This window comes from Mycolicibacterium sp. Y3 (assembly GCF_051188035.1).
GTDB classification, from domain to species: Bacteria; Actinomycetota; Actinomycetes; order Mycobacteriales; family Mycobacteriaceae; genus Mycobacterium; species Mycobacterium fluoranthenivorans.
The window spans coordinates 47,145-74,041 of the sequence record NZ_JAVQLT010000001.1 but is presented as its reverse complement, the minus strand read 5'-3'; the positions used below and the strand labels follow the sequence as shown (position 1 = coordinate 74,041).

27 protein-coding genes are annotated in these 26,897 nt (G+C 68.4%); 10 read left to right on the top strand and 17 right to left on the bottom strand.

Annotated features, from left to right (window positions below):
- Positions 1 to 2: 2 nt before the first annotated feature.
- From QN239_RS00340 to QN239_RS00290, 11 genes are all read right to left on the bottom strand, one after another.
- The gene (locus tag QN239_RS00340; protein WP_499007574.1) at positions 3 to 1,457 is read right to left on the bottom strand and encodes an aldehyde dehydrogenase family protein; all 1,455 of its coding nucleotides are present in this window, start codon (positions 1,455 to 1,457) and stop codon (positions 3 to 5) included.
- Positions 1,458 to 1,587: 130 nt separating this feature from the next.
- The gene (locus QN239_RS00335; RefSeq protein WP_090362992.1) at positions 1,588 to 2,352 is read right to left on the bottom strand and encodes a GntR family transcriptional regulator; all 765 of its coding nucleotides are present in this window, start codon (positions 2,350 to 2,352) and stop codon (positions 1,588 to 1,590) included.
- A 68-nt stretch (positions 2,353 to 2,420) separates the two neighbouring features.
- Positions 2,421 to 3,200 carry a 3-oxoacyl-ACP reductase FabG gene (gene fabG, locus QN239_RS00330; RefSeq protein ID WP_499007573.1) on the bottom strand — a complete coding sequence of 260 codons (780 nt, stop codon included), beginning with the start codon at positions 3,198 to 3,200 and terminating at the stop codon, positions 2,421 to 2,423.
- Between the two features lie 11 nt (positions 3,201 to 3,211).
- On the bottom strand, positions 3,212 to 4,207 hold the full coding sequence (locus QN239_RS00325) for a phosphotransferase enzyme family protein (RefSeq protein ID WP_499007572.1): 996 nt from the start codon (positions 4,205 to 4,207) through the stop codon (positions 3,212 to 3,214).
- Positions 4,204 to 4,869, bottom strand: coding sequence for a microcompartment protein (locus QN239_RS00320; RefSeq protein ID WP_187097760.1), 666 nt, complete (start codon positions 4,867 to 4,869; stop codon positions 4,204 to 4,206). Before QN239_RS00320 ends, QN239_RS00325 begins: the two co-directional genes overlap by 4 nt.
- 4 nt (positions 4,870 to 4,873) lie before the next feature.
- Positions 4,874 to 5,155, bottom strand: a complete 282-nt coding sequence (locus tag QN239_RS00315) for a BMC domain-containing protein (RefSeq protein WP_029106444.1) — start codon at positions 5,153 to 5,155, stop codon at positions 4,874 to 4,876.
- Positions 5,156 to 5,166: 11 nt separating this feature from the next.
- Positions 5,167 to 5,415 carry a EutN/CcmL family microcompartment protein gene (locus tag QN239_RS00310; RefSeq protein WP_090362986.1) on the bottom strand — a complete coding sequence of 83 codons (249 nt, stop codon included), beginning with the start codon at positions 5,413 to 5,415 and terminating at the stop codon, positions 5,167 to 5,169.
- Positions 5,416 to 5,440: 25 nt separating this feature from the next.
- Entirely contained in the window at positions 5,441 to 5,920 is a 480-nt protein-coding gene (locus tag QN239_RS00305; RefSeq protein WP_499007571.1) for a hypothetical protein, read from the bottom strand.
- A complete protein-coding gene (locus tag QN239_RS00300; protein WP_267291428.1) occupies positions 5,917 to 6,528 on the bottom strand; it encodes a BMC domain-containing protein in 612 nt (203 codons plus the stop codon). Before QN239_RS00300 ends, QN239_RS00305 begins: the two co-directional genes overlap by 4 nt.
- Before the next feature lie 4 nt (positions 6,529 to 6,532).
- Positions 6,533 to 8,080 (bottom strand): aldehyde dehydrogenase family protein, encoded by a 1,548-nt coding sequence (locus tag QN239_RS00295; protein ID WP_499007570.1) that lies wholly within the window; start codon positions 8,078 to 8,080, stop codon positions 6,533 to 6,535.
- Positions 8,077 to 9,354, bottom strand: coding sequence for a class-III pyridoxal-phosphate-dependent aminotransferase (locus QN239_RS00290; RefSeq protein WP_499007569.1), 1,278 nt, complete (start codon positions 9,352 to 9,354; stop codon positions 8,077 to 8,079). Before QN239_RS00290 ends, QN239_RS00295 begins: the two co-directional genes overlap by 4 nt.
- Positions 9,355 to 9,539: 185 nt before the next feature.
- Between QN239_RS00290 and QN239_RS00285 the strand changes: the two genes are divergently transcribed.
- Positions 9,540 to 11,081 carry an APC family permease gene (locus QN239_RS00285; RefSeq protein WP_499007567.1) on the top strand — a complete coding sequence of 514 codons (1,542 nt, stop codon included), beginning with the start codon at positions 9,540 to 9,542 and terminating at the stop codon, positions 11,079 to 11,081.
- 3 nt (positions 11,082 to 11,084) lie between these two features.
- On the opposite strand, the gene QN239_RS00280 is transcribed toward QN239_RS00285, so the two are convergent.
- From QN239_RS00280 to QN239_RS00270, 3 genes are read right to left on the bottom strand one after another with little or no spacing between them, the layout of a single operon-like run.
- On the bottom strand, positions 11,085 to 11,993 hold the full coding sequence (locus QN239_RS00280) for an alpha/beta hydrolase (protein WP_499007566.1): 909 nt from the start codon (positions 11,991 to 11,993) through the stop codon (positions 11,085 to 11,087).
- 26 nt (positions 11,994 to 12,019) lie between these two features.
- On the bottom strand, positions 12,020 to 12,754 hold the full coding sequence (locus tag QN239_RS00275; protein WP_499007565.1) for a GntR family transcriptional regulator: 735 nt from the start codon (positions 12,752 to 12,754) through the stop codon (positions 12,020 to 12,022).
- Positions 12,751 to 13,269, bottom strand: a complete 519-nt coding sequence (locus tag QN239_RS00270) for an HD family phosphohydrolase (protein WP_499007563.1) — start codon at positions 13,267 to 13,269, stop codon at positions 12,751 to 12,753. Before QN239_RS00270 ends, QN239_RS00275 begins: the two co-directional genes overlap by 4 nt.
- A gap of 109 nt (positions 13,270 to 13,378) precedes the next feature.
- On the opposite strand from QN239_RS00270, the gene QN239_RS00265 reads away from it, so the two are divergent.
- From QN239_RS00265 to QN239_RS00240, 6 genes are read left to right on the top strand one after another with little or no spacing between them, the layout of a single operon-like run.
- Entirely contained in the window at positions 13,379 to 14,494 is a 1,116-nt protein-coding gene (locus QN239_RS00265; protein WP_499007562.1) for a TIGR03364 family FAD-dependent oxidoreductase, read from the top strand.
- 9 nt (positions 14,495 to 14,503) lie between these two features.
- Entirely contained in the window at positions 14,504 to 15,190 is a 687-nt protein-coding gene (locus tag QN239_RS00260) for a phosphonatase-like hydrolase (RefSeq protein WP_499007560.1), read from the top strand.
- Positions 15,191 to 15,205: 15 nt separating this feature from the next.
- On the top strand, positions 15,206 to 16,258 hold the full coding sequence (locus QN239_RS00255; protein ID WP_499016460.1) for a 2-aminoethylphosphonate ABC transporter substrate-binding protein: 1,053 nt from the start codon (positions 15,206 to 15,208) through the stop codon (positions 16,256 to 16,258).
- Between the two features lies 1 nt (position 16,259).
- Complete coding sequence (locus QN239_RS00250) at positions 16,260 to 17,426, top strand: ABC transporter ATP-binding protein (RefSeq protein ID WP_499007558.1); 1,167 nt, start codon at positions 16,260 to 16,262, stop codon at positions 17,424 to 17,426.
- Positions 17,423 to 18,316 (top strand): 2-aminoethylphosphonate ABC transporter permease subunit, encoded by an 894-nt coding sequence (locus QN239_RS00245; RefSeq protein WP_499007557.1) that lies wholly within the window; start codon positions 17,423 to 17,425, stop codon positions 18,314 to 18,316. Before QN239_RS00250 ends, QN239_RS00245 begins: the two co-directional genes overlap by 4 nt.
- Positions 18,291 to 19,088, top strand: a complete 798-nt coding sequence (locus QN239_RS00240; protein WP_499007556.1) for an ABC transporter permease subunit — start codon at positions 18,291 to 18,293, stop codon at positions 19,086 to 19,088. Before QN239_RS00245 ends, QN239_RS00240 begins: the two co-directional genes overlap by 26 nt.
- Before the next feature lie 6 nt (positions 19,089 to 19,094).
- On the opposite strand, the gene QN239_RS00235 is transcribed toward QN239_RS00240, so the two are convergent.
- Positions 19,095 to 21,323 (bottom strand): acyl-CoA dehydrogenase family protein, encoded by a 2,229-nt coding sequence (locus QN239_RS00235; protein ID WP_499007555.1) that lies wholly within the window; start codon positions 21,321 to 21,323, stop codon positions 19,095 to 19,097.
- 125 nt (positions 21,324 to 21,448) lie between these two features.
- Between QN239_RS00235 and QN239_RS00230 the strand changes: the two genes are divergently transcribed.
- From QN239_RS00230 to QN239_RS00220, 3 genes are read left to right on the top strand one after another with little or no spacing between them, the layout of a single operon-like run.
- Positions 21,449 to 22,672, top strand: a complete 1,224-nt coding sequence (locus tag QN239_RS00230) for an alpha/beta fold hydrolase (protein WP_499007554.1) — start codon at positions 21,449 to 21,451, stop codon at positions 22,670 to 22,672.
- A 25-nt stretch (positions 22,673 to 22,697) separates the two neighbouring features.
- Complete coding sequence (locus tag QN239_RS00225) at positions 22,698 to 24,137, top strand: WS/DGAT/MGAT family O-acyltransferase (protein ID WP_499007553.1); 1,440 nt, start codon at positions 22,698 to 22,700, stop codon at positions 24,135 to 24,137.
- Between the two features lie 43 nt (positions 24,138 to 24,180).
- Complete coding sequence (locus QN239_RS00220; protein ID WP_499007551.1) at positions 24,181 to 24,957, top strand: hypothetical protein; 777 nt, start codon at positions 24,181 to 24,183, stop codon at positions 24,955 to 24,957.
- 30 nt (positions 24,958 to 24,987) lie between these two features.
- Here the strand turns inward: QN239_RS00220 and QN239_RS00215 are convergent, their stop codons facing one another.
- Positions 24,988 to 26,211, bottom strand: coding sequence for an MFS transporter (locus tag QN239_RS00215; protein WP_499007550.1), 1,224 nt, complete (start codon positions 26,209 to 26,211; stop codon positions 24,988 to 24,990).
- Positions 26,208 to 26,846 (bottom strand): GntR family transcriptional regulator, encoded by a 639-nt coding sequence (locus QN239_RS00210; protein WP_499007548.1) that lies wholly within the window; start codon positions 26,844 to 26,846, stop codon positions 26,208 to 26,210. Before QN239_RS00210 ends, QN239_RS00215 begins: the two co-directional genes overlap by 4 nt.
- Between the last annotated feature and the right edge of the window lie 51 nt (positions 26,847 to 26,897).

Here is a 26,897-nt window from a genome sequence, read left to right as displayed (position 1 = left end):
GACTAGAGCGCAGCCCAGACCGACTTGGTCTTCAAGTAACCGTCGAGGCCCTCTTTTCCGAACTCGTGGCCCCAGCCGGACTGCTTGTAGCCGCCGAACGGCACATCGTGGTCGAACACCAATTGGCAGTTGATCTGCACGCTGCCGGCGTGCAAGCGCTTCACCAGCCGGTGACCGCGGCTGATATCGGTGGTCCACACGGTGCCGGCGAGCCCGTAGGTGGTGTCGTTGGCCATCGCGATGGCCTCGTCCTCCTCGTCGAACGGGATGATCGACACCACCGGCCCGAAGATCTCCTGCTGATAGAGCCGCATACCGGGATCGACATTGGTCAGCACCGTCGGATGGACGAAGTAGCCCTTGCGGTCGAGTCGGTGTCCGCCGGTGACCACCTCGGCACCGTCGCGCTTGCCCTCCTCGATGAAATCCAGGACGCGGCTGAGCTGTTTGGCGCTGATCAACGGGCCGCTCATGACGCCCTCTTCGCTCGGGCCGCCGTACTTCATGAAATTCGCGACGCCGGCGATGCCTTCGACGACCTGTTCGTACACCCCTCGTTGTACGAAGATCCGCGAACCACACACGCAGCCCTGGCCGGAATGCACGAAGATGCCCATCGCCGCGCCGAAGACGGCCTTGTCCAGATCGGCGTCGTCGAAGATCAGCACGGGTGATTTCCCGCCGAGTTCCAGCATCACCTTCTTGAGGTTGCCCGCCGAGGCGGCCACGATCATCTTGCCGACCTCGGTGGATCCGGTGAAGGCCACTTTCTCGACATCGGGATGAGCGCTGATCGCCGCGCCCGCGGTGTGTCCATAGCCGGTGATCAGGTTGACCACACCCTCGGGCACGCCGGCCTCATGGATCAGGCGGTCCAGTAGAAGTGCCGAAAGTGGGGTCTCCTCAGCGGGTTTCACCAGGCTGCTACACCCGGCGGCCAGTGCGGGAGCGATCTTGGCGCAGGCGTTGAAGATCGGCCCGTTCCACGGGAAGATCAGCCCGACGACGCCGTAGGGCTCCTTGAGGGTGTACGCGTGCATGTCGACGTAGCTGTCGGCGGCGATGCCGGTGGTCTTCACGTCATAGGCGGTGCCGTTGATCTTGGAGCACCAGCCGGCGTAGTAGCGGAAGAACTCTGCGCAGGTGGGTACCACCATCTCGGATTGCAGTTTCATCATTCCGGTGTTGGCAGAGTCGATTTCGGCGAACTCGGCCGCGTGCTCGTCGATGAGATCCGCGATGCGCCACATGATCTTGGCGCGTTCGCGACCGGGCAGCCCGGCCCAGACCCCGGCCTCGAAGGACGCCCTGGCGCGGGTGACCGCTTCGTCGACCCCGGCCTCCCCGCAGTCGGTGAACTCGGTGATCTGCTCCTCGGTCACCGGGTCGATGATCGGGATGACCTCGCCGGTCCCGGGGCGCGTCCGAATCTCGTCCAGAACCGCCTGCAGCGTCATCGTCGACCCTCTCGTCGTGCCACGGCGCAGAGGCGCGCCACTATGCTGAGCACCTGCTTAGCACTGTGGCGACCCCAAGGTCAATACCTCGTTGGCCGAATCGGAGAATGGGATTCTCCGAACGGGGAGGTCAGCCGGTCTGACGCTGCAAACTGATGGACGCCGGCTCACCGTCGGCGCCCGCGAGACCACGCCCCTGTGCGGTGACGGCCAGTGCGGTGCGATCCCCGCGGAACAGATCCCGGGAGTACTCGTAGGGAGTGCCGTTCTGATCGTGGGTCACGCGGGTGATGAGCAGCAGCGCCGCCTTGGGCTTGATACCCAGCAGGGTGGCCTCGTCATTGGTCGCACTCACCGCCTCGATGCGTTCCACCGCGCGCCCGGCCGTCAGCCCGTATTCGGATTCCAGGATCTCGTAGAGCGATCCGCGCAGCGGCTGCTCCAGCAGTCCGGGGACGGTGTCGGCCGGAAACTGCGCGTGCTCCAACGAGATCGGGGACCCGTCGGCCAGCCGTACCCGCTGGATCTCGACCACGTAATCGTTCGGTCCGAGCTTGAGCGCGTGCTGGGTGCCGTGGTCGGGCACGCCGATCTTCGTCGACAGCACCCGCGTGCCGGCGACGTAGCCCTGGTGGGCGAGGAACGCGGGGACCCCGACCACGTCGGCGAGATTGCGCTCGACCTGTCCGTGGCTGATGAAGATACCGCCGGCCCGGCCGATCACCCGGTGCACCAGACCCGCCTCCTCCAGCGCCGCGAGCACCTGGCGCAGGCTGGACCTGCTGGTGCCGTAGCGCTCGGCCAGATCCCGTTCGCTGCCGAGTTTGGCTCCGGGCGTGCCGGCGTTCACGTCTGCCACGATCCGGCGCCGCAACTCTTCGCTGTGAGTTGCCACCGCGCCCCCTTGTCAGCCGTGCGATTCCGCCGGTCTTATTGGTATAGCCAATTCTAGCCGCAGGTGTCTCAGAGTTCGGCGATAGCCAGGTGCGATTCGGGCAGAATCTGCCCACCATCGACGACCAGCGATTGTCCCGTGATGTAGGCGGCCTCGTCCGTGGCGAAGAAGAGTGCTGCGTTGCCGATGTCGGCCACCGAACCGAGCCGGCCCGCGGGCACGGCGGATGCCATTTGGTCGAGGTATTCCTGGCCCATTTCGTCGAGCCCGTCGGTGACGATGTTGCCCGGCAACACCGCGTTGACGGTGATCTTCTTCGGGGCGAGTTCCATGGCGGCGGTGCGCAGGAAGCCGAGCTGGGCGGCCTTGCTGGCACCGTAGTGCGACCAGCCCGGGTAACCGGTGATCGGTCCCGTGATCGACGAGGTGATCACCACCCGGCCGTGTCCGCTGGATGTCAGCGCGGCCAACGCGGCCTGCACGATGTACACGGTGCCTTTGAAATTCACCGCGAGCACCGCCTCGATATCGTCGGGGGTGAGGTCCTCCAGCCGTCCCGACGGGAAGATCCCGGCATTGGCGCAGACGATGTCGACGCCTCCGTACCTGCGGACCGCCTCGGTCACCGCCCGGCGGGAATCCTCGGGGTCGGCGACGTCGGCACTGATCCCGCTGACCCGGCCGGGCAAGCCGGCCAGCGCGGCGACGGTGCGATCCAGATCGTCGGCGTTGCGGCCGGTGATCACGACGTCGACGCCGGCACGTGCGAACGTCTCGGCGATCCCGCGGCCGATCCCCTTGCTGCCGCCGGTCACGATCGCGGTGCGGCCCTGCAGTGATGTGAACATGGTGGTGCCCTTCAGAAGTTCAATGTGTGGCCATCGGAGGTCAGGTACCGCTCGGCCAGCGCGCAGCTGCCGGCGGCATAGCTGATCGCCTTGGTGGCGGATTCCCGGGAGTGGCTGTGGCTGCCCATCCAGGCCAGCAGCAGCAGCCGGCGCAGTAGGACGAAAGAGGCCAGCATGTCCTCGTCGGCGGCGGCCAACTCGCGCCGGGTGCGGTAACCGCTCACCCAGGAGTCCTGCCATTCCGGCAGCGCCGGATCGTCCTCGATGAAGGACACCGCGGTGCCGAAATCGTAGAAATACCAGCCGAATCCACAGTCATCGAAGTCGATGACGGTGATCTGGGATCCGTCCGGGTCGACCAGCAGATTCGCCAGCCGCAGATCGGCGTGGATCAGCCCGTAGACCTCGGGCCCGGTGCCGTACTCGGTGAGCCGGTGCCGCAGCAGCGTCTGCGCCCGCTCGAGCACGGTCCGCTCGGCCGGACCGACCCCCTCGGCGTCCTGCCAGCGGCCCCATCGTGGCGCCGCGCCGAGACTGTGCTCCCAGTCCCAGGAGAACCGGCCGAATCCGGCCGGCCGGGCCCAGGCCCTCGCGTGGTCGTGCAGCGCGGCGGTGATCCGGCCCAGGGTGTGGAAGTCCTCACGCGTGAGCGCACTCTCGTCCGGCTCGACTCCGTTGACCATCCCGAAATGCACGACATGACGGGGTGTTCGGCTGGGATCGGAGCCGTCCACGGTGACCAGCCGGCGTCCGTCGCGGGCGGGCAGCACGGTCGGCACCGTGACATCGCCGTCGGCTTTCAGCGCGGCCAGCCAGTCCAGCTCCGACTCGATCTCGTGCGGCCGGTGATAGTCCTGCCGGTGCACCCGCAGGATCGACCGACGGTCGCCGTCGGTGACGAGATAGGTGGCATTCTCCGACAGGTTCAGCAGCCGCAGTGACGCACTGGGGGAGATGTCGTAGTGCGCCCGCGCCTGTTCGGCCACCGCGCGGTCGTCGGCGATCACGAGTGGTCCCGTCCCTCGATCCCGGCAAGTACCGAGGTGATCCGATCGCGCGCCGCCGTCACATCGGCGGTGCTGCCGCCGATGTAGAGCCGCCCGGCTGCGCCGATCATCTGCACATCCACCACGGTAAGCCCGGGCGCCACCCGTTCGGCCTCATTCGCCGCGACCGCGGCGAACAGTGCCGGGGTCATCTCGTACACCAGCAGCGACTGCCCGGGCAGGATCATCGACGCCTGCCGGTTACGGTTCAGGATGACCGCGTGCTGATCGGTGATATCGGTGATGATGTCGTGATAGAGCACCCGCGGCCGGAGCTGGTCGGACGCCTTGTTGCCGGTGCCCGCAAGGATCGCCTCGCCGGCGCGGCGTACCTCGTCCAGATCGGCCGAATGGATCTCCAGCACACCGAATTGCCGCTCCACGTAGAGGATTCCCGGTTGGATGCCGGGTACCTCGCGTAGCGCCAGATCGATCACCCGCTCGATCGCCAACGCGGGCGACACCTCCACGATGAGGGCGTGCTCACCGGCATAGGGTGGATAGCCCCGGGCCCGGGTCGGGGTGCCGAGGTAGGCGGCGAACTGGCGCTGCAGGTCCTCCACCATCAGGTAGACGCGGATCTGGGTGTGAATCCGCGTGTGCTCCTGCGCTTCGGTCGGCATGGGGTTACTTGCCGGCGACCGCGAAGTGCGCGCCGAGTTCGTTGTGCGGGCGCGGGATGACGTGCACGCTGACCAGTTCGCCCACCTGGGAGGCCGTCTCTGCGCCGGCCTCGGTGGCGGCCTTGACCGCGCCCACTTCGCCGGTGACGATGACGGCGACCAGGCCGTCACCGACCTGCTGACGATCGGTGATGGTGACGTTGGCGGCCTTGACCATGGCGTCCGCTGCGGCCAGTGCAGCCACGTAGCCCTTGGTTTCGATGAGACCGATTGCATTGCTGGACATGGTTGTTCTCCTTATTTGTTGGGATGTGTATCGATGGATCCGATGATGAGTGCGTCCACCGGGGGTGGCGTGCCGGTGAACCAGCTCGAGGCCACCGACCCCTGGGCGATCAGGACGCGCTCACCCACGCCGGTACCGAGCACGTCGAAGGCGATCAGGCTGCTGCCGCCGTCGACCTCGACTTCCAGGAAGGCGCCCGCGGGAATCCCCGCCACGCGGCGGGTGGACCAGACGTTGCCGGTCACGGTCGCTGAGATCATGTGCGCTCCTTCGTCGCTGGGGAGATCATGTGCGCTCCTTCGTGATGGTGATACCGAGCATGCGCGCCTTCTCCCGCGCCAGCGGGGTGAGCACGGCCCGGCGGCCGAGGACCAGCGTGCCGCCGGCCAGGTCGGCGATGTGTCGTTCGGTCACCGCGCCGCTGTCCACGCGGTGCATCGCACCCGCGGGGGTGGCGTGGGTGGTGTTGCCCAGCCGAAACCTCAGCCGGCCCGCTTTGAGGTCGGCCCGGTTCTTCGGATTCTCGAACAGCCGCAGCAGTTTTCGCACGAAGCCGTCCAAGTCGGTATCGCTGGTCAGTCGCACCGTCTCGGTACGGTGGCGCTCGTCGGCCGCGCGCGGACCGGTGGGGTCCGGGCCGGCCGGCTGAACGGGACTCGCGGGTGGCGAGGGTGGGGCGGTCCGGATACCGATGCCGACATCCCGGACTGCTTCGCGCACCACCTCCCGCACCAGCATGCGGAGCTCGTCGCGGTCCATGCTCACGCTCGGGCCAGGGCATCGCGGGCGGCGTCCGCGGCCTGGCGGACGTCGGCCTCGGTGCCGGAGAGGTAGACCCGCCCCGTCGCACCGATCATCCGGAAGTCGACGACCTTGATGTCGGCGGCCTTCTCGGCCTCGTTGGTAGCCAGGATGGCGTAGGACGCGGGCTGCACTTCGAGCACGAACAGGGATTCGCCGGCCAGCACCATGGAACCGATCTTGTTGCGGTTGATCAGGAATGCGTGCTGATGGTCGATGCTGGAGATGATCCGGGAGGCCAGGATGGTCGGCCGCACCGCGGCGTGGGAGTCATCGCGTCGAGATTCCCGCAGCGAATCCAGCGCCGCGTCGGCGGCGGCCTGCACCGCGCCCGTCTCGCCGTGGAACTCCAGGTAGCCGAATTGTCGCTCCACCACCAGGATTCCGGCCTTGACCTCGGCATGCTTGAGTGCCACGTCGGTGACGCCCTCGATGTCCAGGCCGGGAGCGACCTCGATGATCTGGGCGGCCTGGTTGGCCCGCGGCAGCGCACCCTTGATCCAGGTACCCAGGTACGACATCGTCTGCGGCTGCAGGCGGTCGATGAAGATGAAGGAACGGAGTTCAGCCACGGATCTACCTCTTGATCAGTTGTGCGAGTTCTTCGACGACCAGGGCGCGCAGTTCGGCGCGCAGGGCATCGAGATTCGGGTCGGTCGAGCGCGCCGGTGCGGGGTATGCCGGCCGCGGCGGCGTCACGGACGCGCCGCGATCGTTGGATGCCTGCGGGTACGCGGGAACCGGCCCCGTCGGTGTCTGCCACGGCACAATGCCGCCGAAATCGCCCATCGGCACCCCGCTTTCGGCGTTGTACGCGATGCGGGCCCAGTTGATCAGGTTCTGCGGTGCCAAGTTCTCGCCGATGGAACTGCGCCCGACGAATCCGGTGCCAATGGTCATCGACGGTGCCAGGTTGGTGTCCAGGCCGGAGCTGCCGGTGCTGTTGCCGACATTCACCGACACCCGCAGCACCGGCACCTGCGCCGCGAAATCGGCGATCACCGAGGGGTTCTCGCTGTGGATGGCCGCCGAATGACCCGCACCGCCGATGCGCACCACGGCCCGGGCCGCGCGGATACCGCGTGCCGCATCCGCAGCGGTGGTCATCCCCAGAACCGGGCAGAGTTTCTCATGGGCCAGCATCTCCTCGGCGATCACATCGCCGAACGGAGCGATGAGCACCTTGGTCTTCTGGGTGACGCGCAGACCGGCCTGTCCGGCGATCCACGCAGCATCCCGGCCCACGACCTCGGTGTTGAGCCGGCCGTCGGCGAACATGTAGGCCCGCAACCGCCGTGCGCCGTCCTCGTCGAGCAGGTGCGCCCCGGCTCTGGTGAGGGCCCCGCGCAGCTTGTCGGCGATGGAATCCTCGGCGATGAGCACGGATTCGTTGGTGCACAGCACCGAGTTGTCGAATGCCTTGCTGTCCACGATGCGCGTGGCGGCTGCGGCGGGATCGGCGCTGGCGTCGACGAACACCGGCACGTTGCCGGGCCCGACGCCCAGCGCCGGGTTGCCCGACGAGTATGCCGCCCGGACCACGCCCGTTCCGCCCGTGGCGACGATGACATCGGTGCGGTCATCGGCCATCAGCGCTTGCACCAGCGGAATCGACGGCTCCTCGACCACCTGCACGACGCCGTCCGGTGCGCCCGCGGCGACCGCCGCCTCCGCGAGTACCCGGGCCGCGCCGGCCGAGCAGCGGGCGGCCCGTGGGTGCGGCGCGATGACGACGGCATTGCGGGTCATCAGGGCGAGGATCGTCTTGAAGTACACGGTGGCCACGGGATTGGTGGTCGGCGTCAGGGCCAGCACCACCCCGGCGGGGCGGGGGAGTTCGACGATCTTGCGGGCCGCGTCGATGCGCGGTGTCACGTAGTCTTCGCCGCGGTAGTAGTCGACGATGCCCCGTGAGCATGCCCGGTTCTTGGTCGCCTTGTCGGCCACCACGCCCATCCCGGTTTCGGCGACCGCCTCGGCGGCGAACCGCTCGGCTTCGGCGTGGGCCGCCTCGGCCACCGCATGCACGATCGCCGTCACGGCTGTCGCGTCGTATTCGGCATAGGCGGCGGCCGCCCAACGGGCCCGTTCGAGCATGTGGCCCGCTTGTGCGGTGCTGGTCATGATTTCCTTCCCCGCGCAGCGGTCTTGGCTCGGGCCACGGCGACGTCGACCCGGTCCAGCACGTCCTCGCACAGCTCGCGCGAGAGCAAAAGACCCGGTTTGAACTGCAGCACACGGAGATCCAGGGTCGAGAAGATCGCCCACACCCCGTTCTCGTAGAGCTCACGCATGACGAACTTGGCCCCTTCGGGGTGGTCGAACTCGAGGCCGATCACCACGCCGTTCTGCCGGATGCCGATGAACCAGTCCGGATGGTCGGCCTGGATGCGGCGTAGCCCGTGGTCGAAGAGGTCGGAGATGTAGTGCACCATCGAGCGCACCTCGGGCCGGCAGCTGATCTCCAGGGTCTTGATCGCGGCGACGCAACCGAGTTCGGCCCCGCCGAACGTCGAGATGTGTCCGAAACCGTCCTGATCGAGCCACTGTGCGGCCCTGTCGCCCAGCAGCGCTGCGGTGATCGGGTACATGCCGCCCGAGAGGCCCTTACCGGTCACCAGGATGTCCGGCTCGATCCCGTGCTTGGTGATGGCCCACAACTCGCCGGTCCGCATCAGCCCGGTCTGCACCTCGTCGGCGATGTAGAGCGTGCCGTGTCTCTCGGTGGCCGCCTTGACCGCCTCCAGGTAACCCGGTGCGGGAAGCGGGAATCCGTAGGTGGCCGGAATGGTCTCCATGATGACCGCGGCGATGTCTCCGGAGGCCAGTACCCGCTCCATCGCGTCGATATCGTTGAACGGCACCTGGAGGAACTCATCGGGGTTGTCGGACAGGAACAGTTTGGCGAACCGGTCGTCGCCGGTGGCGACCGCCAGTCCGGTGTGACCGTGGTAGGCCTTCACGATCGAGACGATCTTGCGGCGTCCGGTGGCGTGGCGGGCACTTTTGAGCGCGATATCGATGGCCTCACCACCGCCGGACCCGAAGGCCACCTTCTTGATGGACGCCGGGGCGGTCTGGACCAGGCGCTGCGCCAGCGCCGTGCGCGCCACCGAGGGGAAGTGGTGGTTGCCGATGTCGAAATGCGTCATACCGTCTGTGATCGCTTGCATCACTTCGGGATTGCGATGACCCAGGTTGTAGGTGCCGCCGTTGAGATGCATGTCGATGAGTCGGCGCCCACCCATATCCCACAGGAAGTACCCCTCGCGGCGATCGATCACCAGATCGACACCCGAGTCGGTCCAGAACTGGGTCTTGTCCGGGTTCCAGAACGTCTTCGCGCGCTCGAGCACCTCGGTCTTCGATTCGAACGAGAACGTGCCGTAGTCGTACATGCGGCTCCTCTGCCGTCACTGGGAAGCGGTGACGGCGCCCACCGTAAAACGGTAGGACCAATTGTGTCAATGGCTCAGATTGGGTCTTGCGCCAATCAATTGGTAGTGCCAATATACGAGAAGTTCCGGCTGTGGCGTGCGCCACATCGAGCCGCCCTCTTCACGCGTGGAAGGTACGTCCATCGATGACTGAGAACGTCGCACCACCTACCAAAAGACCAGCTGACGGCGCTGGTGACGTCCAACGACTGAAGCGCAACGCGGTGGGCACCATCGGCGTCATCTTCATGGCGGTGGCCACCGCGGCGCCGATCACCGCGATGGTCGGCAATGTCCCGATCGCCGTCGGATTCGGAAACGGTTCACATGCCCCGGCCGGCTATATCGTCGCGACCGTCGTCCTCGGGCTGTTCGCCATCGGGTACGCGACCATGGCCAAACACATCACGGCCACCGGTGCCTTCTACGGCTACATCTCGCACGGTCTGGGGCGCATCATCGGTATGGCCAGCGGCCTGCTGATCACCATGGCCTACATCGTGTTCGAGGCGTCGCTCATCGGGATCTTCTCGTTCTTCTTCCAGAACCTGTTCGCCTCGCAGTTGCACCTCCATGTGCACTGGCTGATCCCGGCGCTGCTGATGCTCACGCTCAACTGCATCCTCACCTATTTCGACGTGAACCTGACGGCGAAGGTACTCGGGGTGTTCCTGGTGACCGAGATCGTCATGCTGGCCCTGGGTGCGCTGGCGGTATTGGTCAAAGGTGGTGGCCCCGAAGGGTTTGCCGTGGCCGAGACACTCAATCCGATCGGTGCGTTCACGCCGGCGGCGGTCGCCGGGGCCAGCGCCGGACTGGGCTTGTTCTTCGCCTTCTGGTCGTGGGTCGGGTTCGAGTCGACCGCGATGTACGGCGAGGAGTCCAAGGATCCCAAGCGCATCATCCCGCGCGCCACCATGATCAGCGTCATCGGCGTCGGCCTCTTCTACGTGTTCGTGTCGTGGATGGCCATCGCGGGCACCGGCCCGCAGCAATCGGTCGAGCTGGCTCAGGATCCCGCGACGTCATCGGAGATCTTCTTCGGGCCGGTGCGCGGCACCTATGGTGAATGGGCCATCACGGTGTTCAACATCCTGCTGGTGACCGGATCGTTCGCCTGCGGTATGGCGTTCCACAACTGCGCGTCCCGGTATCTGTATGCACTCGGCCGGGAAGGCCTGTCGCTGCGGCTGCAGAAGACCATCGGCGCCACGCACCCGACACACGGATCGCCGCACGTCGCGTCGTTCGTGCAGACCGGCATCACGCTGGTGCTCATCCTGGCCTTCTTCTTCGCGGGCATGGACCCCTACGTGCACATGTACACGCTGCTGGCGATCCTCGGCACCATGGCCATCATGGTGGTGCAGTCACTCTGCGCCTTCTCGGTCATCGCGTACTTCCACTTCCACAAGAACCACCCGTCCAGCGCCCACTGGTTCAAGACGTTCACCGCGCCGCTGCTCGGCGGTATCGGCATGCTGTACGTGGTGTACCTGCTCTGGGAGCACAAGGACGCCGCTGCGGGTGCGGCGTCGGGCACGTTGCTGTTCAAGCTGACACCGTGGATCGTGGTCGGACTGTTCGTACTCGGGGCCGCGCTGGCCACCTACTTCCGGCTGCGCGACCCGCGCCGCTACGAACTGATCGGCCGGATCGTGTTCGAGGACAACGTCGTCCGCGAGTAGCGCCTAGGGCGAAGCGGTGAACGCCCGCCGCAGTGTCGCAATCTGACTTCCGATGAAGTCTTGTGACACTGCGGTTTTGGGCGCTATCGCATCGAAACCGTGGAAAGCCCCCGCGACCACCTCGACCTCGACCGGGACCCCCGCCTCGCGCAGGCGCTGCGCATAGGCCAGGTCCTCGTCGTGAAACAGGTCGTGGGTGCCGACGCCGATCCAGGCGGGCGGAAGCCCGGACAGGTCCGGGTTGCGCGCGGGGACCGCCACCTCGGGATCCGCCCCGCCCAGATAGGCCCGCCAGCCGAATCCGTTGCTGCCCTGGGTCCACAGCCGGTGCCCCGGATCGTCGAACTCCGGGCCCACGGTCCGGTCGTCGAGCATCGGGTAGACCAGGATCTGTGCGGCGAGCGGCACGTCGCCCCGGTCCCGGGCGAGCAGGGCCAATGCGGCGGTCATCCCGCCGCCGGCGCTGGCACCGCCGATGGCCAACCGCGACGGGTCGACGGTGGGCAGCTGCGCCAGCCACGTCAACGCCGCGTAGCAGTCTTCGAGGCCGGCGGGGTACGGGTTCTGTGGTGCCAGCCGGTACTGCACGGCGGCCACCGTCGCGCCCAGTTCGCCGGCGTAGCGCCGGCACAACTTGTCGTCCTGCGCCGGGCTGCCCAACACATAGCCGCCGCCGTGCATCCACAGCAGAGCGGGGCCGGGTTTCGCCACCCCGCGCGGGCGGTGCAGGCGCAGCGTGACCCCGGAACTCAGGGTCAGGACCTCCACCCCGTCCGGGACGGAGCGCCCCATCCGCCGGGACAGGTACTGCATCACCGGGGCAGTTTGCGGGCCCACCAGGCGGCGCGGGATGAAACGCGCGATGCGGGCCAGATCGGGGTGGTACACGACATCGGGTACGGGGCTGGGCACCCGCACAGTATTACGGCAATTCTGTATTACGACAACGAAGTCTCGAAAGCGATCCGGTCACCGCGATAGAGCGCGCGCACCGTCTCGATGGGTACCCCGTCGGGGTCGAGGGAGCGGCGGTGCAGCAGCAGCATCGGCATGGCCGTCGTGGTGTCCAGCAAGCCCGCCTCACGCGGTGAGGCCAGCGCGGTCTCGATGCGTTCGGTGGCCGACCCGAAGACCACACCGGTGGCCCGGATCGCCGCGTAGAGCGAGGTGGTCGGGTCGAAGGTGGTGCGCAACGCCCTGAACCGCCTGGCCGCCAGGTAGGTGCTCTCCAGCCCGATCCGGCGTCCGTCGGCGAGCAGCACCCGTTCCAGTTGCATGACGGTGCTGCCCGGCGTGATCGCCAGCGCCGCGGCGAGTTCCGGACCGGCTTCGATATCCTCCCAGCTCACCAGCAGGCGATCCTCCCAGCTCACCAGCAGGCGCCCGGGAACGCGGCCGCGCTCGGCGGCGCCTTCGGTGTAGGAGCGCAGCGACAACGGTTGCACCAGTTTCGGGGCGGCCACCACGGTGCCGCGGCCGCGCCGCTCGATACGGCCTTCGACCAGGAGTTCGTGCAGTGCCTGCCGGACGGTTTCGCGGGCCACCCCGAACCGCACCGCCAGTTCGCGTTCCGGCGGCACCGCATCGCCCTCGTGCAGGGCCGCCAGGATCTCGTCCAGCCCGGTGCGCACCACATACGGTTTGGGCACCGGTCGGGAAGACGGGGAGGTCATCGGTGCAGCACCCGCCGCGCCACGGTCAGCACATCCTCGATGGTCGCACCCCGGGCGCCGGGATCCTTGGCGGCATCGTCATAACGGCGCAACCGCAACGCATCCGGCCACCACGGGTGTGTGACGAATGCGGGGTCGACACCGGGCCCGCCCTGGCTCGCCAGCGACAGCACCGACACCTGGGACGGCGCGTAGCCCGCATCGGTGGCCGCCAGGTAGCGCTTGGCGGCCACATGCGCACCGGCCAGCCAGCCGACGCGCTCGCCGAATCGCGGGGTCAGCCACGCGCGGGCCACCGCGTCGTGTTCCGGCCCGGCATCGATGAGCGGACTGTGCGCCAGGTCGTGCAGGGCGGCGGCGAGCACCAACTCGTCATCGGCGGTGTCCTCCATCGCCCTGGCGGCGGACTGCAGGGCATGGTCCAGCTCGTCGACCGACTCCTCGTCCCACACCCCGCGCAACGAGCGCAGCACGGTGTGCACTTCCTCGAGGCGTGTTTCGTCGAGAACTCGCATGGCCCAACACTACCCCAATTTGGTCTATACCAATTGTTCACTCAGTATTCGGCACCCCAACATGATCAGGTCGGGCGCAGGTCGCGGCGGGGGGTCATGGTCAACCACCATGCGCGTGACGATCATCGGTGGCGGCATCCTCGGCACCGCCCACGCCGTGGAGGCCATCCGGCGCGGCCACACCGTGGTGCACCTGGAGCGGGAGACCGAGGCCCGGGGTGCCACGGTGCGCAACTTCGGCCTGGTCTGGGTGTCCGGCCGCTCGACCGCCGAACTGGACGCCGCCCTGCGGTCGCGTGAGCTGTGGGAAGAGTTCGGCGCCGAGATCCCCGGGATCGGATTCCGGGCGGCCGGCTCGATCACCCTGCTGCGCACCGACGCCGAGGTGGCAGTGGCCCGCGAGGCCGTCGACCGCGGCGATGCCGACCACCGCGGGTTCACCCTGCTGAACCCTGAGCGGGTACGTGCCCTCAATCCGGCGTTGCGCGGCACCTTCCTGGGAGGTCTGCACTGCGCGCGGGATGCCGTCGTCGAATCCAGGCAGGCGCTGCCCGCCATCCGCGAATATCTGGTGTGCACAGGGCGATACACCTTCCTGCCCGGCGTGGAGGCCAGATCGGTGGACGGCCTGACGGTGCGCGACGATCGCGGCGAACGCCACGGCGCCGACCTGGTGGTGGTGTGCGCAGGTGCCGCGCACGCAGGCCTGGTCCGGGAACTCGCCGGTGACCTTCCGGTCCGCCGGGTGCGCCTGCAGATGATGCAGACCGAGCCGCTGGGTGAGGCGCTCACCACCGCCGTTGCCGATGCCGACAGCTTCCGCTACTACCCGGGCTTCGCCGGACCGGCACTGGATGCGCTGCGCCGCAACGAACCTCAGGATCCGGTCGCCGCCGACGGGCATATGCAACTGCTCTGCGTGCAACGCCTGCACGGCGGTCTGACGATCGGCGACACCCACGAGTACGACGAACCGTTCGCCTTCGACGTGAGCACGCAGCCCTATGACTACCTCGCCGCGCGGGTCGAGGAGTTCCTCGGCAGGCCGCTACCCGCCATCCGGCAGCGCTGGGCCGGTGTCTACAGCCAGTGCACCGATCCACACCAGCTGGTGTGCCGGACCTCGCCCGAGGACAACGTGTGGGTGGTCACCGGCCCGGGCGGCCGCGGTATGACGCTGGGGCCCGCCATCGCCGAACACACCGCCGATCTCATCGGAATGTAGGGAGAGCATATGCCGGACAAGAATATTCAGGTCGCCGTCCTCGACATGGCCGGCACCACGGTCACCGATGACGGACTGGTCGTCAGCGCCTTCGAGGCCGCCGCCACCGCAGCGGGACTGCCCGCCGAAGGCGACGAACGCGACCAGGCGCGCCAATACGTCCTGGACACCATGGGACAGTCGAAGATCGTGGTGTTCCGCGCCCTGTTCGGTACCGAGGACCGCGCCCGGCGTGCCAATGACGAGTTCGAGCGTGCCTATGCCGAACTGATCGACAACGGTCACGCCGCACCCATCGCCGGTGCGGCCGAGGCCATCACCGAACTTCGCGGGGCCGGGATCAAGGTGGCGCTGACAACCGGGTTCTCCGCGGTCACCCGGGACAAGCTGCTGGCGGCGCTGGGCTGGCGGCAACTGGCTGATCTGGTGCTGGCGCCGGGCGCCGGCGTGCGTAGCCGCCCGTACCCCGACATGGTGCTCACCGCGTTGATGCGGTTGCAGGCCGACAGTGTCGACAACGTCGCCGTGCTCGGCGATACGAGTACCGACGTCGAGAGCGCGCTGCGGGCCGGTGCCGCCATCGCCGCCGGTGCCCTCACCGGCGCCCACAGCGAGGAAGACCTCCGCGCCGCCGGGGCCACCCACGTGGTGGGCTCCGTCGTCGATTTCGCCGATCTGCTCCTGACCACCCGCTGACCCGTGAAGGACATCATGTTTCTGCGCAACGTTTTTCGTGCCACCGCGGTGGTGGTGGCCCTCGCCGCCACCACCCTCGCCGCCGCCTGTGGTGGGACCGGGTCCAGCGGCCCCACCAGCGGCACCACCCTCACGGTGTACAGCGCCGATGGTCTGGCGAGCTGGTACAAGGGCCGGTTCGCCGAGTTCACCAAGGACACCGGTATCGCGGTCAACCTGGTCGAGGCCGGATCCGGCGAGGTGGTCTCCCGGGTGGAGAAGGAGCAGTCCAACCCCCAGGCCGACCTGCTGGTGACCCTGCCGCCGTTCATCCAGAAGGCCGACACGTCAGGGCTGCTGGTGCCCAGCGGGGCTGACACCTCGGGTATCGCCGCGGATCAGGTAGGACCGCAGGGCCGCTACGTACCGATCGTCGACAACGCGTTGAGCTTCATCGTCAATCCGGCCGCCACCCCAGTCCCGGCCACCTGGGATGACCTGCTGGCACCGGAGTTCAAGGGCAAACTGCAATACTCGACGCCGGGACAGGCCGGTGACGGCACCGCCGTGCTGGTCCTTCTGCAACATCTGCTCGGCAAGCAGGGTGCCTTGGACTACCTCGCCAAGCTGCAGACCAACAACGTCGGGCCGTCGTCATCGACCGGCAAGTTGCAGCCCAAGGTCAGCAATGGAGAACTGTTGGTGGCCAACGGCGATGTGCAGATGAACCTCGGCTCCATCAAGGACGACGGGTCAACGTTCGCCATCTTCATCCCCGCGCACAACGGCATCCGCACCACGGTGTCGCTGCCGTACGTGGCCGGCGTCACCAAGGGTGCACCGCACGCCGAGGACGCCAAGAAGCTGCTGGCCTACCTGCTCTCCGATAAGGTGCAGAAGACGGTGGAACCGGATGCGCTCGGTATCCCGGTCCGTGACAGTATCCGTACCGTCGCCGCCGGAACGCCCGCCCCGAACACGCCGGGCGCCGTGCTCAAGGATGTCCAGATCTGGGTGCCGGACTGGAACGCGGTGCTGGCCGACCTCGACGCCGACGTTGCCGCGTACCAGAAGGCGACCGGCAACTGACATGGCCGAGATCAAGGTCGCACGTGCCGGCGTACGACCCAGGGAATCCGGTGATCCCGCCACGGCCGGCCCGGCCATCGTCTTCGACCGGGTGGGGGTCAGTTACGGCCGCGGTGCCAAGGCCACCCACGCGCTGGTCGACTTCAACCTGCGGGTCGGTACGGGGGAGACCGTGGCGCTGCTGGGGCCGAGCGGATCGGGGAAGTCCACCGCGCTGGGCGCGCTGGCCGGCTTCGTCCGGCCGACCTCCGGTGCGGTCCGGCTGAATGGGCGCGATATCACCGATCTGCCGCCGGCCAAGCGCGGTATCGGGGTGGTGCTGCAATCGTATGCGCTGTTCCCGCACATGCGGGTGACCGACAACGTCGCCTTCGGGCTCAAGGCGCAGCGCGTACCCCGGGACCAGATCGGCGGCCGGGTCGCCGAGGCGCTGGATATGGTCGGCATGTCCGCCTACGGAAAGCGGTTGCCACGTGAGCTTTCCGGAGGTCAGCAGCAGCGCATCGCGATTGCCCGGGCGCTGGCGATCCGCCCGAGGGTGTTACTGCTGGACGAACCGCTGGCCGCCCTCGACGCCCAACTGCGCCAGTCGATGCTGGCCGAGCTGCGACAGCTCAAGGAATCGTTGCCCGATACCGCCATGCTCTACGTCACCCATGATCAGGCGGAGGCGCTGGCGCTGGCCGACCGCATCGTGGTGATGAACAACGCCCGGCTGATGGACGTCGACACCGCCGAGAATCTGTGGAAGCGGCCACCGAGCAGCTTCACGGCGGCATTCCTGGGCGGGGCCAACCTGATTCCGTGCACCGTCGGTCGCGTCATCGGCACGTCGGCGTTGGTGACGGTCTCGCACAAGACGGTCAGCGCCGAGGCGCCGCAGCCGGCCGTCGGCAAGGCCGACTGGGCGCCGGGTGCGCAAGCCCTGCTGTGCATCCGTCCGCACGCCCTGCGCATCGTATCGCTGGGCGACCGGGATGCGCTGCGCGCCAGTGTCAATGCGGCAATGTGGCGGGGTGCGGTCACCCGGCTGGTGCTGACGATCACCAGCATGCCCGACCAGCTCATCGAGATCGACGTACCCGGACATGTCCACTTCGAGGCGGGTACCGAAGTGGGCGTGCGGATTCCGGAACCGGCCGGGGTGCTCGTCCGGGCCGGCTCGTGACCGGGAGTACTGCCGTGCTGCTCGACGCGGCTCGGGTCACCCGCGCGCCGCGACGCCACCGTGCGCACTGGTGGGTGCTGCCGCCGTTGGCCGTGGTGCTGTTCACGGCGGTGTATCCCCTGGCGCGGGTGTTCGGCGAGTCGGCCCGGCCGGGAAAATGGGCCGAGGTGCTGAGCTCCGCACAGTTCCGGGATGCGTTGTGGCGCACTGTCGCCATCGCGGCGAGCTCGACCCTGGGCTGCCTCGTGCTGGGCACCTTCCTGGCGGTCATCCTGGCATTCGTGCCGTTTCCCGGCTCCGGCCTGGTCGGCCGGCTCATCGACACCGTCCTGTCGTTGCCGTCGTTCCTGATCACCCTGGCGTTCACCTTCCTCTACGGCACGGCCGGTGCGGTCAACGCGGCGATCAGTGCTCTGAGCGGCGACCCGGCACCGCTGCTGAACGTTCTGTACACCCCGGCCGGCGTGATCGCTGCGGAGATCACCTTCTTCACCCCGTTCGTGGTGCGACCGCTGCTGGCGGCGTTCGCCATGGTGCCGCGCGCCCAGCTCGATGTGGCGGCCAGCCTGGGTGCCGGCCCGCTGCGGGTGCTGCGGTCGGTGGTGCTGCCGGAGGCGTGGCCGGCCTTGATGGCCGGTGGCAGCCTGGTGCTGTTGCTCACCCTCAACGAGTTCGGCATCGTGTTGTTCACCGGAGCCAAGGGCGTCACCACCCTGCCGGTGCTCATCTACACCCGCGGGATCGTCACCTTCGACCTGCCGGGCGCCGCGGTGATCGCCGCCGTGCAGGTGGTGCTCTCGCTGGGGCTCTACCTCGCCTACCGAATGATGTTCGCCCGCATGACCTCTGGAAGGGGCGGCGCCGATGCTGTTGTGGAACCGGCGAAGTAGGGCGGTCGCACTGGCCGCGTTCGGCGTGGTGGTGCTCGTCGTGTTCGTCGCACCGCTGGCCACCGTACTGCTGGCCGGGCTGGCCGGCTCGTGGACGGGTGCACTGCCGTCGGGACTGGGCCTCGGCCGGGTCGGCGAGGCGCTCACCGGGGAGAATCTGGCCAGCCTTTCGGTGAGCCTGCAGACCGCTCTCGTCGCCGGCGCGTTCGCACTGCTCCTCGGGACCTGGGCCGCGCTGGCCGCCCGGGACTGTCCGGTATGGTTGCGCCGCTTCACCGATGCGGTGTTCCACCTGCCCATCGCGGTGCCCTCGGTGGCCATCGGGCTCGGTCTGCTGATCGCCTTCAACTCCCGGCCGCTGCTGTTGGGCGGCACCCGCTGGATCGTCGTCCTGGCCCACGCCGTGCTGGTACTGGCCTTCGCGTTCAGCGCGGTATCGGCGGCGCTGGACCGGTTGGACCCGCGCTACCGGCAGGCCGCCGAATCCCTGGGCGCCGGCCCGGTGCGGGTGCTGCTGCAGGTGACGCTGCCGCTGCTGCTGCCGGCCCTCGGCGCGGCGGCGGGACTGGCGGTGGCACTGTCCATGGGTGAGCTCGGTGCCACCGTGATGGTGTACCCGGCGACCTGGAAAACCCTGCCCGTGACCATCTTCGGGCTCACCGATCGCGGCCAGGCCTTGCAGGCGGCCGCGTCGACCGCGATCCTGCTGCTGGTGACGCTGCTGGCACTGGCGGTGCTCGGCCGGATCCGGGGCCGCGCCGCCGTCCGCTGATTCAGCTCACTTCAACAGTGGATCGCGGGGCAGGCCGAGGATGCGTTCGGCGATGGTGTTCCGGGTGATCTCCGACGTACCACCGGCGATCGTCATGGCCCGGTTGCCCAGATACGCACGCGCCAGCGTCGGCTTCGCTCCCACCACCGCAGCCGGGCCGGCCAGCGCCATCCCCAGCTCGGTCAACCGCTGAGTGTGCTCGGCCAGCAGCAGTTTGGTGACATTGCCCTCCGGGCCGGGATCGGTGCCGGCGATGGCGCGGCTCACCCGCCGCAGGTTCAGCATCGGCAGGGTGTGCGCCTCGGCGATCACCGCGCCCGCTGCCCGCACGTACTCAGTCGCGATCAACGGCGTTGCGGCGTCGAGTAATTCGACCAGCTCATCGAGAGTGAAGCCGGTCGGCGCCGACGAACCCCCACCGATGGAGATGCGTTCGTTGCCCAGCGTGGCCCGCGCCACCAGCCAGCCCTTGTTCACCTCGCCCACCACATCGGCGTCGGGAACGAACACGTCGTCGAAGAACACCTCGTTGAAATGCGCGTCGCCGGTCAGCCCGCGCAGCGGATTGACCGTCACTCCAGGCGCTTTCATATCGACGGCCATCATGGTGACACCCGCGTGTTTGGGCGCGTCGGGATCGGTGCGCACCGTCGCCAGGCCCCACTGGCAATGCTGGGCCAGACTGGTCCACACCTTCTGACCCGTGATCCGCCAGCCACCGTCCACCTTCTTGGCCGAGGTGCGCACGGCGGCGGCATCCGAGCCCGCACCCGGCTCGGAGAACAGCTGGCACCACATCACCTGACCGCGCAGCACCGGCTCCACCCAGCGTGCGCGCTGCTCGTCGGTGCCGGCCTGGGCGATGGTCAGGGTCACCCATCCGGTGATGCCCATATCGGGGATGTCGATCGGTGTCGATCCCCCGGTCGCTGCGCTCTCCGCCGCGAGCGGGAGGTACCCCCTGCCCGCCGAACCGAACTCCTCTTCGATGACCAGCTGTTCGAGTACATCGGCGGCCCGGCCCCACGGCTTGGGCCAGTGCGCCACCAGGTAGCCGGAGTCGACCAGGAAGTCGCGTTGCTGATCGGCCGGCAGCGCACGGGCGGTGGCCGCGGCTTCGGCGGCGGCGGGGCGGTACTGCTCGGCCTCGGCCGGCACACTGAACGACGCGGTGCGGGCGGCCCCGCTGCGCTGTGCGTCCACGACGTCGAGCAGGGGGTCGGCGCCGTCACCGAGCAGGGTGGCCATGGTGCGAGCCCGTCGCAGGTACAGATGCGCATCGTGCTCCCAGGTGAACCCGATCCCGCCGTGGAGCTGAATATTGTTCTGCGCGTTGAACACCTGGGCGCGGATGGCATGCGACGCCGCGATCGCCGCCGGGAACCAGGCCGCGCCCAGGTCATCGTTGCGGGCGGCCGCCCAGGTGGCCGACGTCGTCTGCTCGGCCTCGACGAGCATGTTCGCGGCGTGGTGCTTGACGGCTTGGAAGGTGCCGATGGTCCGGCCGAACTGCTCGCGGACCTTCGCGTATTCGACGGCCATGTCCAGGGTCGCCCAGCTGATCCCGACCGCTTCGGCCGAGGCCAGGATGCGGAAGACGGTGCGGGCGCGCCGCGCCGCGCCGCGCAGCACCCGGTCGGCGGGAATCTGGGCGCCGCGCATGGACACGGCGCCCACCGTGCGGGTGGTGTCCAGCGGTGCGAGCGCGGTGACGGTGACACCCGGTGCGTCGGCCGCCACGATGACGAGGTCCTCACCGGCCGCCAGCACCAGGATGTCGGCATCGGGTGCGCCGAGCACCGCGGGCCATTCGGCGGTCGAGGTGTGGTCCTCACCCAGGGTCACCGTGATGTTGAGCCCGAGTGCGCCGGCCAGGGTGCCGTCGGCGAGTCCGGGAAGTAGCTGCGCCCGAACGGAGTCCGGCGCGCACCGGTCGATCGCCACGGCGGCGGCGACCGTCGGCAGGAAGGGCCCCGGCATGAGCTCGCGGCCCGCCACTTCTGCCACGACGGCCAGCTCGGCCAACCCGAACCCCGATCCGCCGTACTCCTCGGCCAGTGCCAGCCCGTTCCAGCCGAGATTCGCACCGGCCGACCAGATGGCCGACGGGTGACCGCCCGGGTTTTCCAGGGTGGCGCGCGCGGCCGCGAGGCTGTGTGATCGCTGCAGCTGCCCGGCCGCCGCGGCGGCCAGGTCCCGGTGTTCTTCAGTGATGGCCAGCGCCGACTTGCTCATGATCAGCGAAGTTACCCGGCCCGTGGAACGGCAAAGAAGTGATGCAGATCACAATATGGAACCGGGGTAGACAACTTGGCCAAGTTGTCGCGTCGGCGGTGGTTACCGCGGGGTAGTCTCGCGAAATGACGGCACGCCCGGACACCCGATACCCAGGATCCGATATGTGGAGCCGCGCCCGCTGGTTGCTGACCGCCGGCCCGGCCGACCGCATGCTGGCGCTCACGGTGGCCTCGGCTTCCCTTCCGGTGATCGGCAAGCATCTGGAGCCGCTCGGCGCCGTCGCCGCGATGAGTGTGTGGGGATTCCGGCATATGCCGGATTTCTTCTCCTCGTCCGCGAAGTCGTGGATGACGCCGGGTAGCGCCGAGATCCGTAAGGCGGAGCGCGACCAGACCAGCGCGATCGCCGCGGAAGCTCTGCGCGCCGTGGTGCCCGCCGCCGACCTCGCCGTGGAGTGGCCGGCCCCGGAGCAGAAGCCACCGCTATGGAACACCCTCCAGTACCGGCGCAATGTGTACCGCACGTCGGTGCGCTACGGCGACAGCCCGACCCAGCTGATGGATGTGTGGCGGCCCAAACAGTTGCCGGCCGAACCCGCGCCGGTGCTGCTGTTCGTCCCGGGCGGTGCCTGGGTGCACGGCAGCCGGATGTTGCAGGGCTATGCCCTGATGTCGCATCTGGCCGAACAGGGCTGGGTGTGCCTGTCCATCGACTACCGGGTCGCCCCGCATCACCGGTGGCCCCGGCACCTGCACGACGTGAAGGCGGCGATCGCGTGGGCGCGGGCCAACGTCGACAAGTTCGGCGGCGACCGCGACTTCGTCGCCGTCGCCGGGTGCTCGGCCGGCGGGCATCTGGCCGCACTCGCGGGCCTGACCCCGAACGACCCCGAGTGCCAAGGCGATCTGCCCGACGGTTCGGACACCTCGGTCGACGCCGTCATCGGTATCTATGGCCGCTACGACTGGGAGGATCGCTCCACCGAGGAGCGGATGCGCTTCGTCGACTTCCTGGAACGCGTTGTGGTCAAGCGCAAGATCGACCGTCACCCGGAGGTCTTCCGGCAGGCATCGCCGATCGCCCAGATCCACCGGGATGCCCCGCCGTTCCTGGTCATCCACGGCACCGGCGACTCGGTCATTCCGGTCGAGCAGGCCCGCAGCTTCGTCGAACGACTCGGTGCGGTGTCGGACTCCGAGGTCGGCTATATCGAGCTACCCGGTGCCGGCCATGCCTTCGATATGACCGACGGCGCCCGCACCGGTCCCATGGCCACCGCAATCGGCTTGTTCCTCAACCAAATTCACCGAAACTCCCCGGCGAGACAGGCAAAGGCAGTTATATAGACTCCTCGCACGGGGAGGAACGCCGGTGAAGAGGCTCAGCGGGTGGGACGCGTTCCTGCTCTATTCGGAAGCGCCGAATGTGCACATGCACACCTTGAAGATCGCGGTGATCGCGCTCGAGGGTCTCGGTGACCGCACTTTCGGCGTCGAGGATTTTCGCAACGTGCTGCACAGCCGGCTGCACAAGCTGGATCCGTTCCGGTATCAACTCGTCGACATCCCGTTCAAGTTCCACCACCCGATGTGGCGGGAGAACTGCGATGTCGACCTCGAGTACCACGTGCGGCCGTGGCGGGTGGCCGCGCCGGGCGGCCGCCGAGAGCTGGACGAGGCCATCGGGCAGATCGCCAGCACACCACTGGACCGTAGCCGTCCGCTGTGGGAGATGTACTTCGTCGAGGGACTGGCCGACGGTGGCACCGCCGACAATCCGGTCCGGCGTATCGCCGTGGTGGGCAAGATCCACCATGCGCTGGCCGACGGCGTCGCCTCGGCCAATCTGCTCGCCCGGGGGATGGATCTGCAGGACGGGCCCCAGCGGGACCGCGACTCCTACGCCACCGATCCGGCGCCGTCCGGGGCGGAGCTGGTGCGCACGGCGTTCACCGATCATCTTCGGCAGATCGGCAGGCTGCCGGGTCTGGTGAAGTACACCGCCGCCGGGGTGGGCCGGGTCCGTCGCAGCAGCCGCAAGTTCGGGCCCGAGCTGACCCGTCCCTTCACCCCGCCGCCGAGCTTCATGAACCACGTGCTCACCCCGGAACGCCGTTTCGCGACGGCGACGCTGGCACTGGCCGACGTGAAGTCCACCGGAAAACTTCTGGGCGCCACCATCAACGACATGGTGCTGGCCATGTCGTCGGGGGCGCTGCGCGCGCTACAGCTGCGCTACGAGGGCAAGGCCGATCACCCGCTGCTGGCGTCGGTGCCGATGAGCTTCGACTTCTCCCCGGAACGGATCTCGGGCAACCGGTTCACCGGTGTGCTGATGGCACTGCCGGTGGACCTCGCCGATCCGCTGGAACGGGTCAAGCGGGCCAGTGCGGACGCCGCGCTGGCCAAGGAGAGCAATCAGCTCATCGGTCCCGAACTGGTCGCGCGGTGGGCGTCGTACATGCCGCCCGCCGCCGTCGAGAGCCTGTTCCGCCGGCTGTCGGACAAGGACGGCCAGAACAAGGTGCTCAATCTCAACATCTCGAATGTCCCCGGGCCCCGGGAGCGGGGCAAAGTCGGTGGCGCGACGGTCACCGAGATCTATTCGGTGGGCCCGCTCACCGCGGCCAGCGGGCTGAACATCACGGTGTGGAGCTACGTGGACCAGCTCAACATCTCGGTGATCTCGGACACCGCGACGGTGGAAGACCCGCACGAGGTCACCGAGGCGATGGTGCGGGACTTCCGCGAGATCCGCCGTGCCGCAGGGATTTCCGAGGAGCTGACCGTCATCGAGAATGCGATGGTTTGAGGCAGTCGCTCACAGGCGTCGGGTATACGTCAGAATGACACCCATGGAATGGCCAGCGCACCTGGGCGCCGCAACCTCGGTCCTCGCGGCGGCCGTCGTGCTGGCGGGCTGTTCGTACGGGCCCGCAACCCCGCCGATGGCCGAGACGTCGTCTGTGAGCGCCAGTGCCAGCACCGGCCCGGCTGCGGTATCGATTCTTCCGGGTATGGCCCAACTGGGGACGGCGCTGACGGCCAAGGGTGCCACGATCACCCCGAAGTCCGACAACCTCACCGTGGTGCGCCAGCCGACCAGCAGCGAACTGGAAGTCGGGATCGAGGTCTCCCTCACCGGGGTCACCGCACCGATCGACGTCACCGGTCCGAACGGCGGCTTTCAGCTGTACGTCAGCAGCGGCGAACACATCCCCACCGCGACGCCCACCGTGCTCACGTCGCCGCCCCTGGTGTCCCCGGTGAGTGCCGACGCCGACGGGTGGGTGTTCTTCCACATCAGGCCCGACATGCTGCCCACCCAGTTGGCGCTCACGGCCGCACCGGCGGGCTACGGGCTGACGCCGCAGTCGATCGCGATCTGGATCATGCCCGCCAAGCTGCCCGCACCCGGACCGCCTCCCGCGCCGCCGGCACCGCCGCCACCACCGGGGGCGCCGCCGGCTGAGCCTGCGCCCGCACCCGCTCCGGCCGACCCGGGTGGCGGCGGGGGTAATGACGGCAATCGCGGAGGTTTCCACCCCCGGCTTCCGCCGCCGCCCAAGATGCCGCAATTACCGTCGCCCCAGGTGCCGTCGGTCATCTGCCGGCACACCGGATTGTGCTGATCTCGCCTCGGTGATCTCGCTGGCGTGGCATCAGCCCACCGCTGCGGCGGCAGGGCGCTCGAGGTGCTTGGACCACCCCGTCGCGCAGCGCAGGGCGCACACCGCCGCCAGCACACCGAGCGCGGTCAGCATGGCCGGATAGCTGAAGTAGTGCGCCAGCACGGCCAGCACCGCGGGCAGCAGGAAGCCGACGTAGGCCAACGAGTAGTAGACCCCGGAGATCCCGGCCAGCTCGTCGGGTTCGGCGATCCGCTGAATCTCCAAAAGTCCTGAGACGATGGCGATTCCGTAGGCGCTGCCCAGCAGCATCGCGACGAACAGGGCGACGATCGGGGACCGGGTGATCGCGGTGGCCACCGCGGCGAACACGCCGGCGGCCATCAGCACCATGGACACCACGACGGCGCGCGCGCTCGAGCGGTCGTCCAGGCGGCGCGCGATCGGCTGCACCGCCACACCGCAGCCGAGGGTGAGCACCGTCAGCCCCGCGGTGTACAGCAGTGCCCAGGAACCGAGCCGGTCGGCCACCAACGCGGGCACGATCGCATAGGCGATGGCTGCCGAGCCGAAGATCCACGGCGCCATCGGCGCCACGACATGCAGGAATCGGCGGTGGCTCGCGGCGGGCACCCGCAGCCGCCCCAGCAGCGAAGTCCCACTGTCGTGTGCCTCATCGCGGGTCTCCACCGCTCGGTAGGACACCGCCCACAACGCGGGTAGGCACAACAGCGCATGCACGATGTAGGTCAACACCAGCGGCAGCGGCGCGAACGCGGTGAGCACCCCGGCGAACAGCGGTCCGGTCCCGAGCCCGACCGACAGCCAGATGGACGCCCGCCGTGCGCCGGTCCCCGCGGGCGCGGAATCATATGGTGGCCTTGACAATTCGGCAATCCAGGCCGACCCCACGGCCATCGCGATGCCCACGGCCAGACCACTGAGCAGTCGCCCGCCGAACAGGGCTGCGAAACCTGCGTCATCGCCGACCGCCAGGATGATGCTGCCCAGCGCCGAGCTCACCAGACCCGCGGTCATGACGGGCCGGCGCCCGTGCCGGTCGGACAGGGCGGAGGCCACCAGCAGCCCCGGCACCAGGCCCAAGACGTAGGCGCCGAGCAGGATGTCGACGTCGACACGCGTGTAACCGGAGTGCTGCGCGTAGGCGATCAGCAGCGGGGTGAACTGGTTGCCGCCCCAGCCGATGCAGAAGACGGCCAACGCGACCGCGGCCCAGGGCCGGAATGGCGATCTCACAGCACCACCCCGTAGGTCGCCTGCAGGTGAGCCAGCAGCAGCGCCTCGAAATCGGCCAGATCGCGACGCGCGATCGCGTCGGCCAGCAGGGCGTGCTCATCGATCAGCCGCGCCGCGCGGGCGGTGTCGGACCGCACGGCGGCGGCCATCATCCGGCGCTGCCGGTCCCGCAGCGAGCCGTAGAAGCGTTGCCCGATGGCGTTGCCCGCGACGTCGACGATGCGGTGGTGGAACGCGTCGTCGGCGGCGGCGAACCGGTTCTCGTCGCCGGCCGCGGCGCCCTCGCGCTGCAGGGTGATCAAGTCGGTCAGTTCGGTGAACAGCGCGTCGACGGCGTCGGGGTTGCGGCACAGCCTGCGCACCGCCGCCGACTCCAGTGCCAGCCGCATCTCCAGCAGATCGGTGGCCTCCCGCGGCGGCACCGGCACCACGACCGCACCGCGACGGGGGAGCAGTTCGAGCAGGTCCTCGGCGGCCAACCGGAGGAAGGCCTCGTGCACCGGCGTTCTGCTCACCCCGAGGGACGCGGCGACCTCGACCTCGCTGAGCAGCTGTCCGCCGCGTACCGCGCCGGACAGGATCTGGTCCTTGGTGGCCTGGTAGGCGCGCTGTCCGCTGGAGTCTCCCTCGCTCATGGAGGTCGACTCTACGCCCCTTGCATGCAAGGTTGCATGCAAGATTGCTCA

What these genes read in the sequence shown, in the direction of transcription:
- QN239_RS00310 (WP_090362986.1), bottom strand. Translation starts at nt 5,415, where the DNA reads ATGATCTCAGCGACCGTGACCGGCAACGTCTGGTCCACCCGCCGCGTG.
- QN239_RS00275 (WP_499007565.1), bottom strand. Translation starts at nt 12,754, where the DNA reads ATGACCTCCCCGTCTTCCCGACCGGTGCCCAAACCGTATGTGGTGCGC.
- QN239_RS00210 (WP_499007548.1), bottom strand. Translation starts at nt 26,846, where the DNA reads ATGAGCGAGGGAGACTCCAGCGGACAGCGCGCCTACCAGGCCACCAAG.
- QN239_RS00220 (WP_499007551.1), top strand. Translation starts at nt 24,181, where the DNA reads ATGGAATGGCCAGCGCACCTGGGCGCCGCAACCTCGGTCCTCGCGGCG.
- QN239_RS00240 (WP_499007556.1), top strand. Translation starts at nt 18,291, where the DNA reads ATGCTGTTGTGGAACCGGCGAAGTAGGGCGGTCGCACTGGCCGCGTTC.
- QN239_RS00265 (WP_499007562.1), top strand. Translation starts at nt 13,379, where the DNA reads ATGCGCGTGACGATCATCGGTGGCGGCATCCTCGGCACCGCCCACGCC.
- QN239_RS00295 (WP_499007570.1), bottom strand. Translation starts at nt 8,080, where the DNA reads ATGACCAGCACCGCACAAGCGGGCCACATGCTCGAACGGGCCCGTTGG.
- QN239_RS00270 (WP_499007563.1), bottom strand. Translation starts at nt 13,269, where the DNA reads ATGCGAGTTCTCGACGAAACACGCCTCGAGGAAGTGCACACCGTGCTG.
- QN239_RS00290 (WP_499007569.1), bottom strand. Translation starts at nt 9,354, where the DNA reads ATGTACGACTACGGCACGTTCTCGTTCGAATCGAAGACCGAGGTGCTC.
- QN239_RS00255 (WP_499016460.1), top strand. Translation starts at nt 15,206, where the DNA reads ATGTTTCTGCGCAACGTTTTTCGTGCCACCGCGGTGGTGGTGGCCCTC.
- QN239_RS00230 (WP_499007554.1), top strand. Translation starts at nt 21,449, where the DNA reads ATGACGGCACGCCCGGACACCCGATACCCAGGATCCGATATGTGGAGC.
- QN239_RS00235 (WP_499007555.1), bottom strand. Translation starts at nt 21,323, where the DNA reads ATGAGCAAGTCGGCGCTGGCCATCACTGAAGAACACCGGGACCTGGCC.
- fabG (WP_499007573.1), bottom strand. Translation starts at nt 3,200, where the DNA reads ATGTTCACATCACTGCAGGGCCGCACCGCGATCGTGACCGGCGGCAGC.
- QN239_RS00340 (WP_499007574.1), bottom strand. Translation starts at nt 1,457, where the DNA reads ATGACGCTGCAGGCGGTTCTGGACGAGATTCGGACGCGCCCCGGGACC.
- QN239_RS00315 (WP_029106444.1), bottom strand. Translation starts at nt 5,155, where the DNA reads ATGTCCAGCAATGCAATCGGTCTCATCGAAACCAAGGGCTACGTGGCT.
- QN239_RS00285 (WP_499007567.1), top strand. Translation starts at nt 9,540, where the DNA reads ATGACTGAGAACGTCGCACCACCTACCAAAAGACCAGCTGACGGCGCT.
- QN239_RS00320 (WP_187097760.1), bottom strand. Translation starts at nt 4,869, where the DNA reads ATGCCGACCGAAGCGCAGGAGCACACGCGGATTCACACCCAGATCCGC.
- QN239_RS00260 (WP_499007560.1), top strand. Translation starts at nt 14,504, where the DNA reads ATGCCGGACAAGAATATTCAGGTCGCCGTCCTCGACATGGCCGGCACC.
- QN239_RS00250 (WP_499007558.1), top strand. Translation starts at nt 16,260, where the DNA reads ATGGCCGAGATCAAGGTCGCACGTGCCGGCGTACGACCCAGGGAATCC.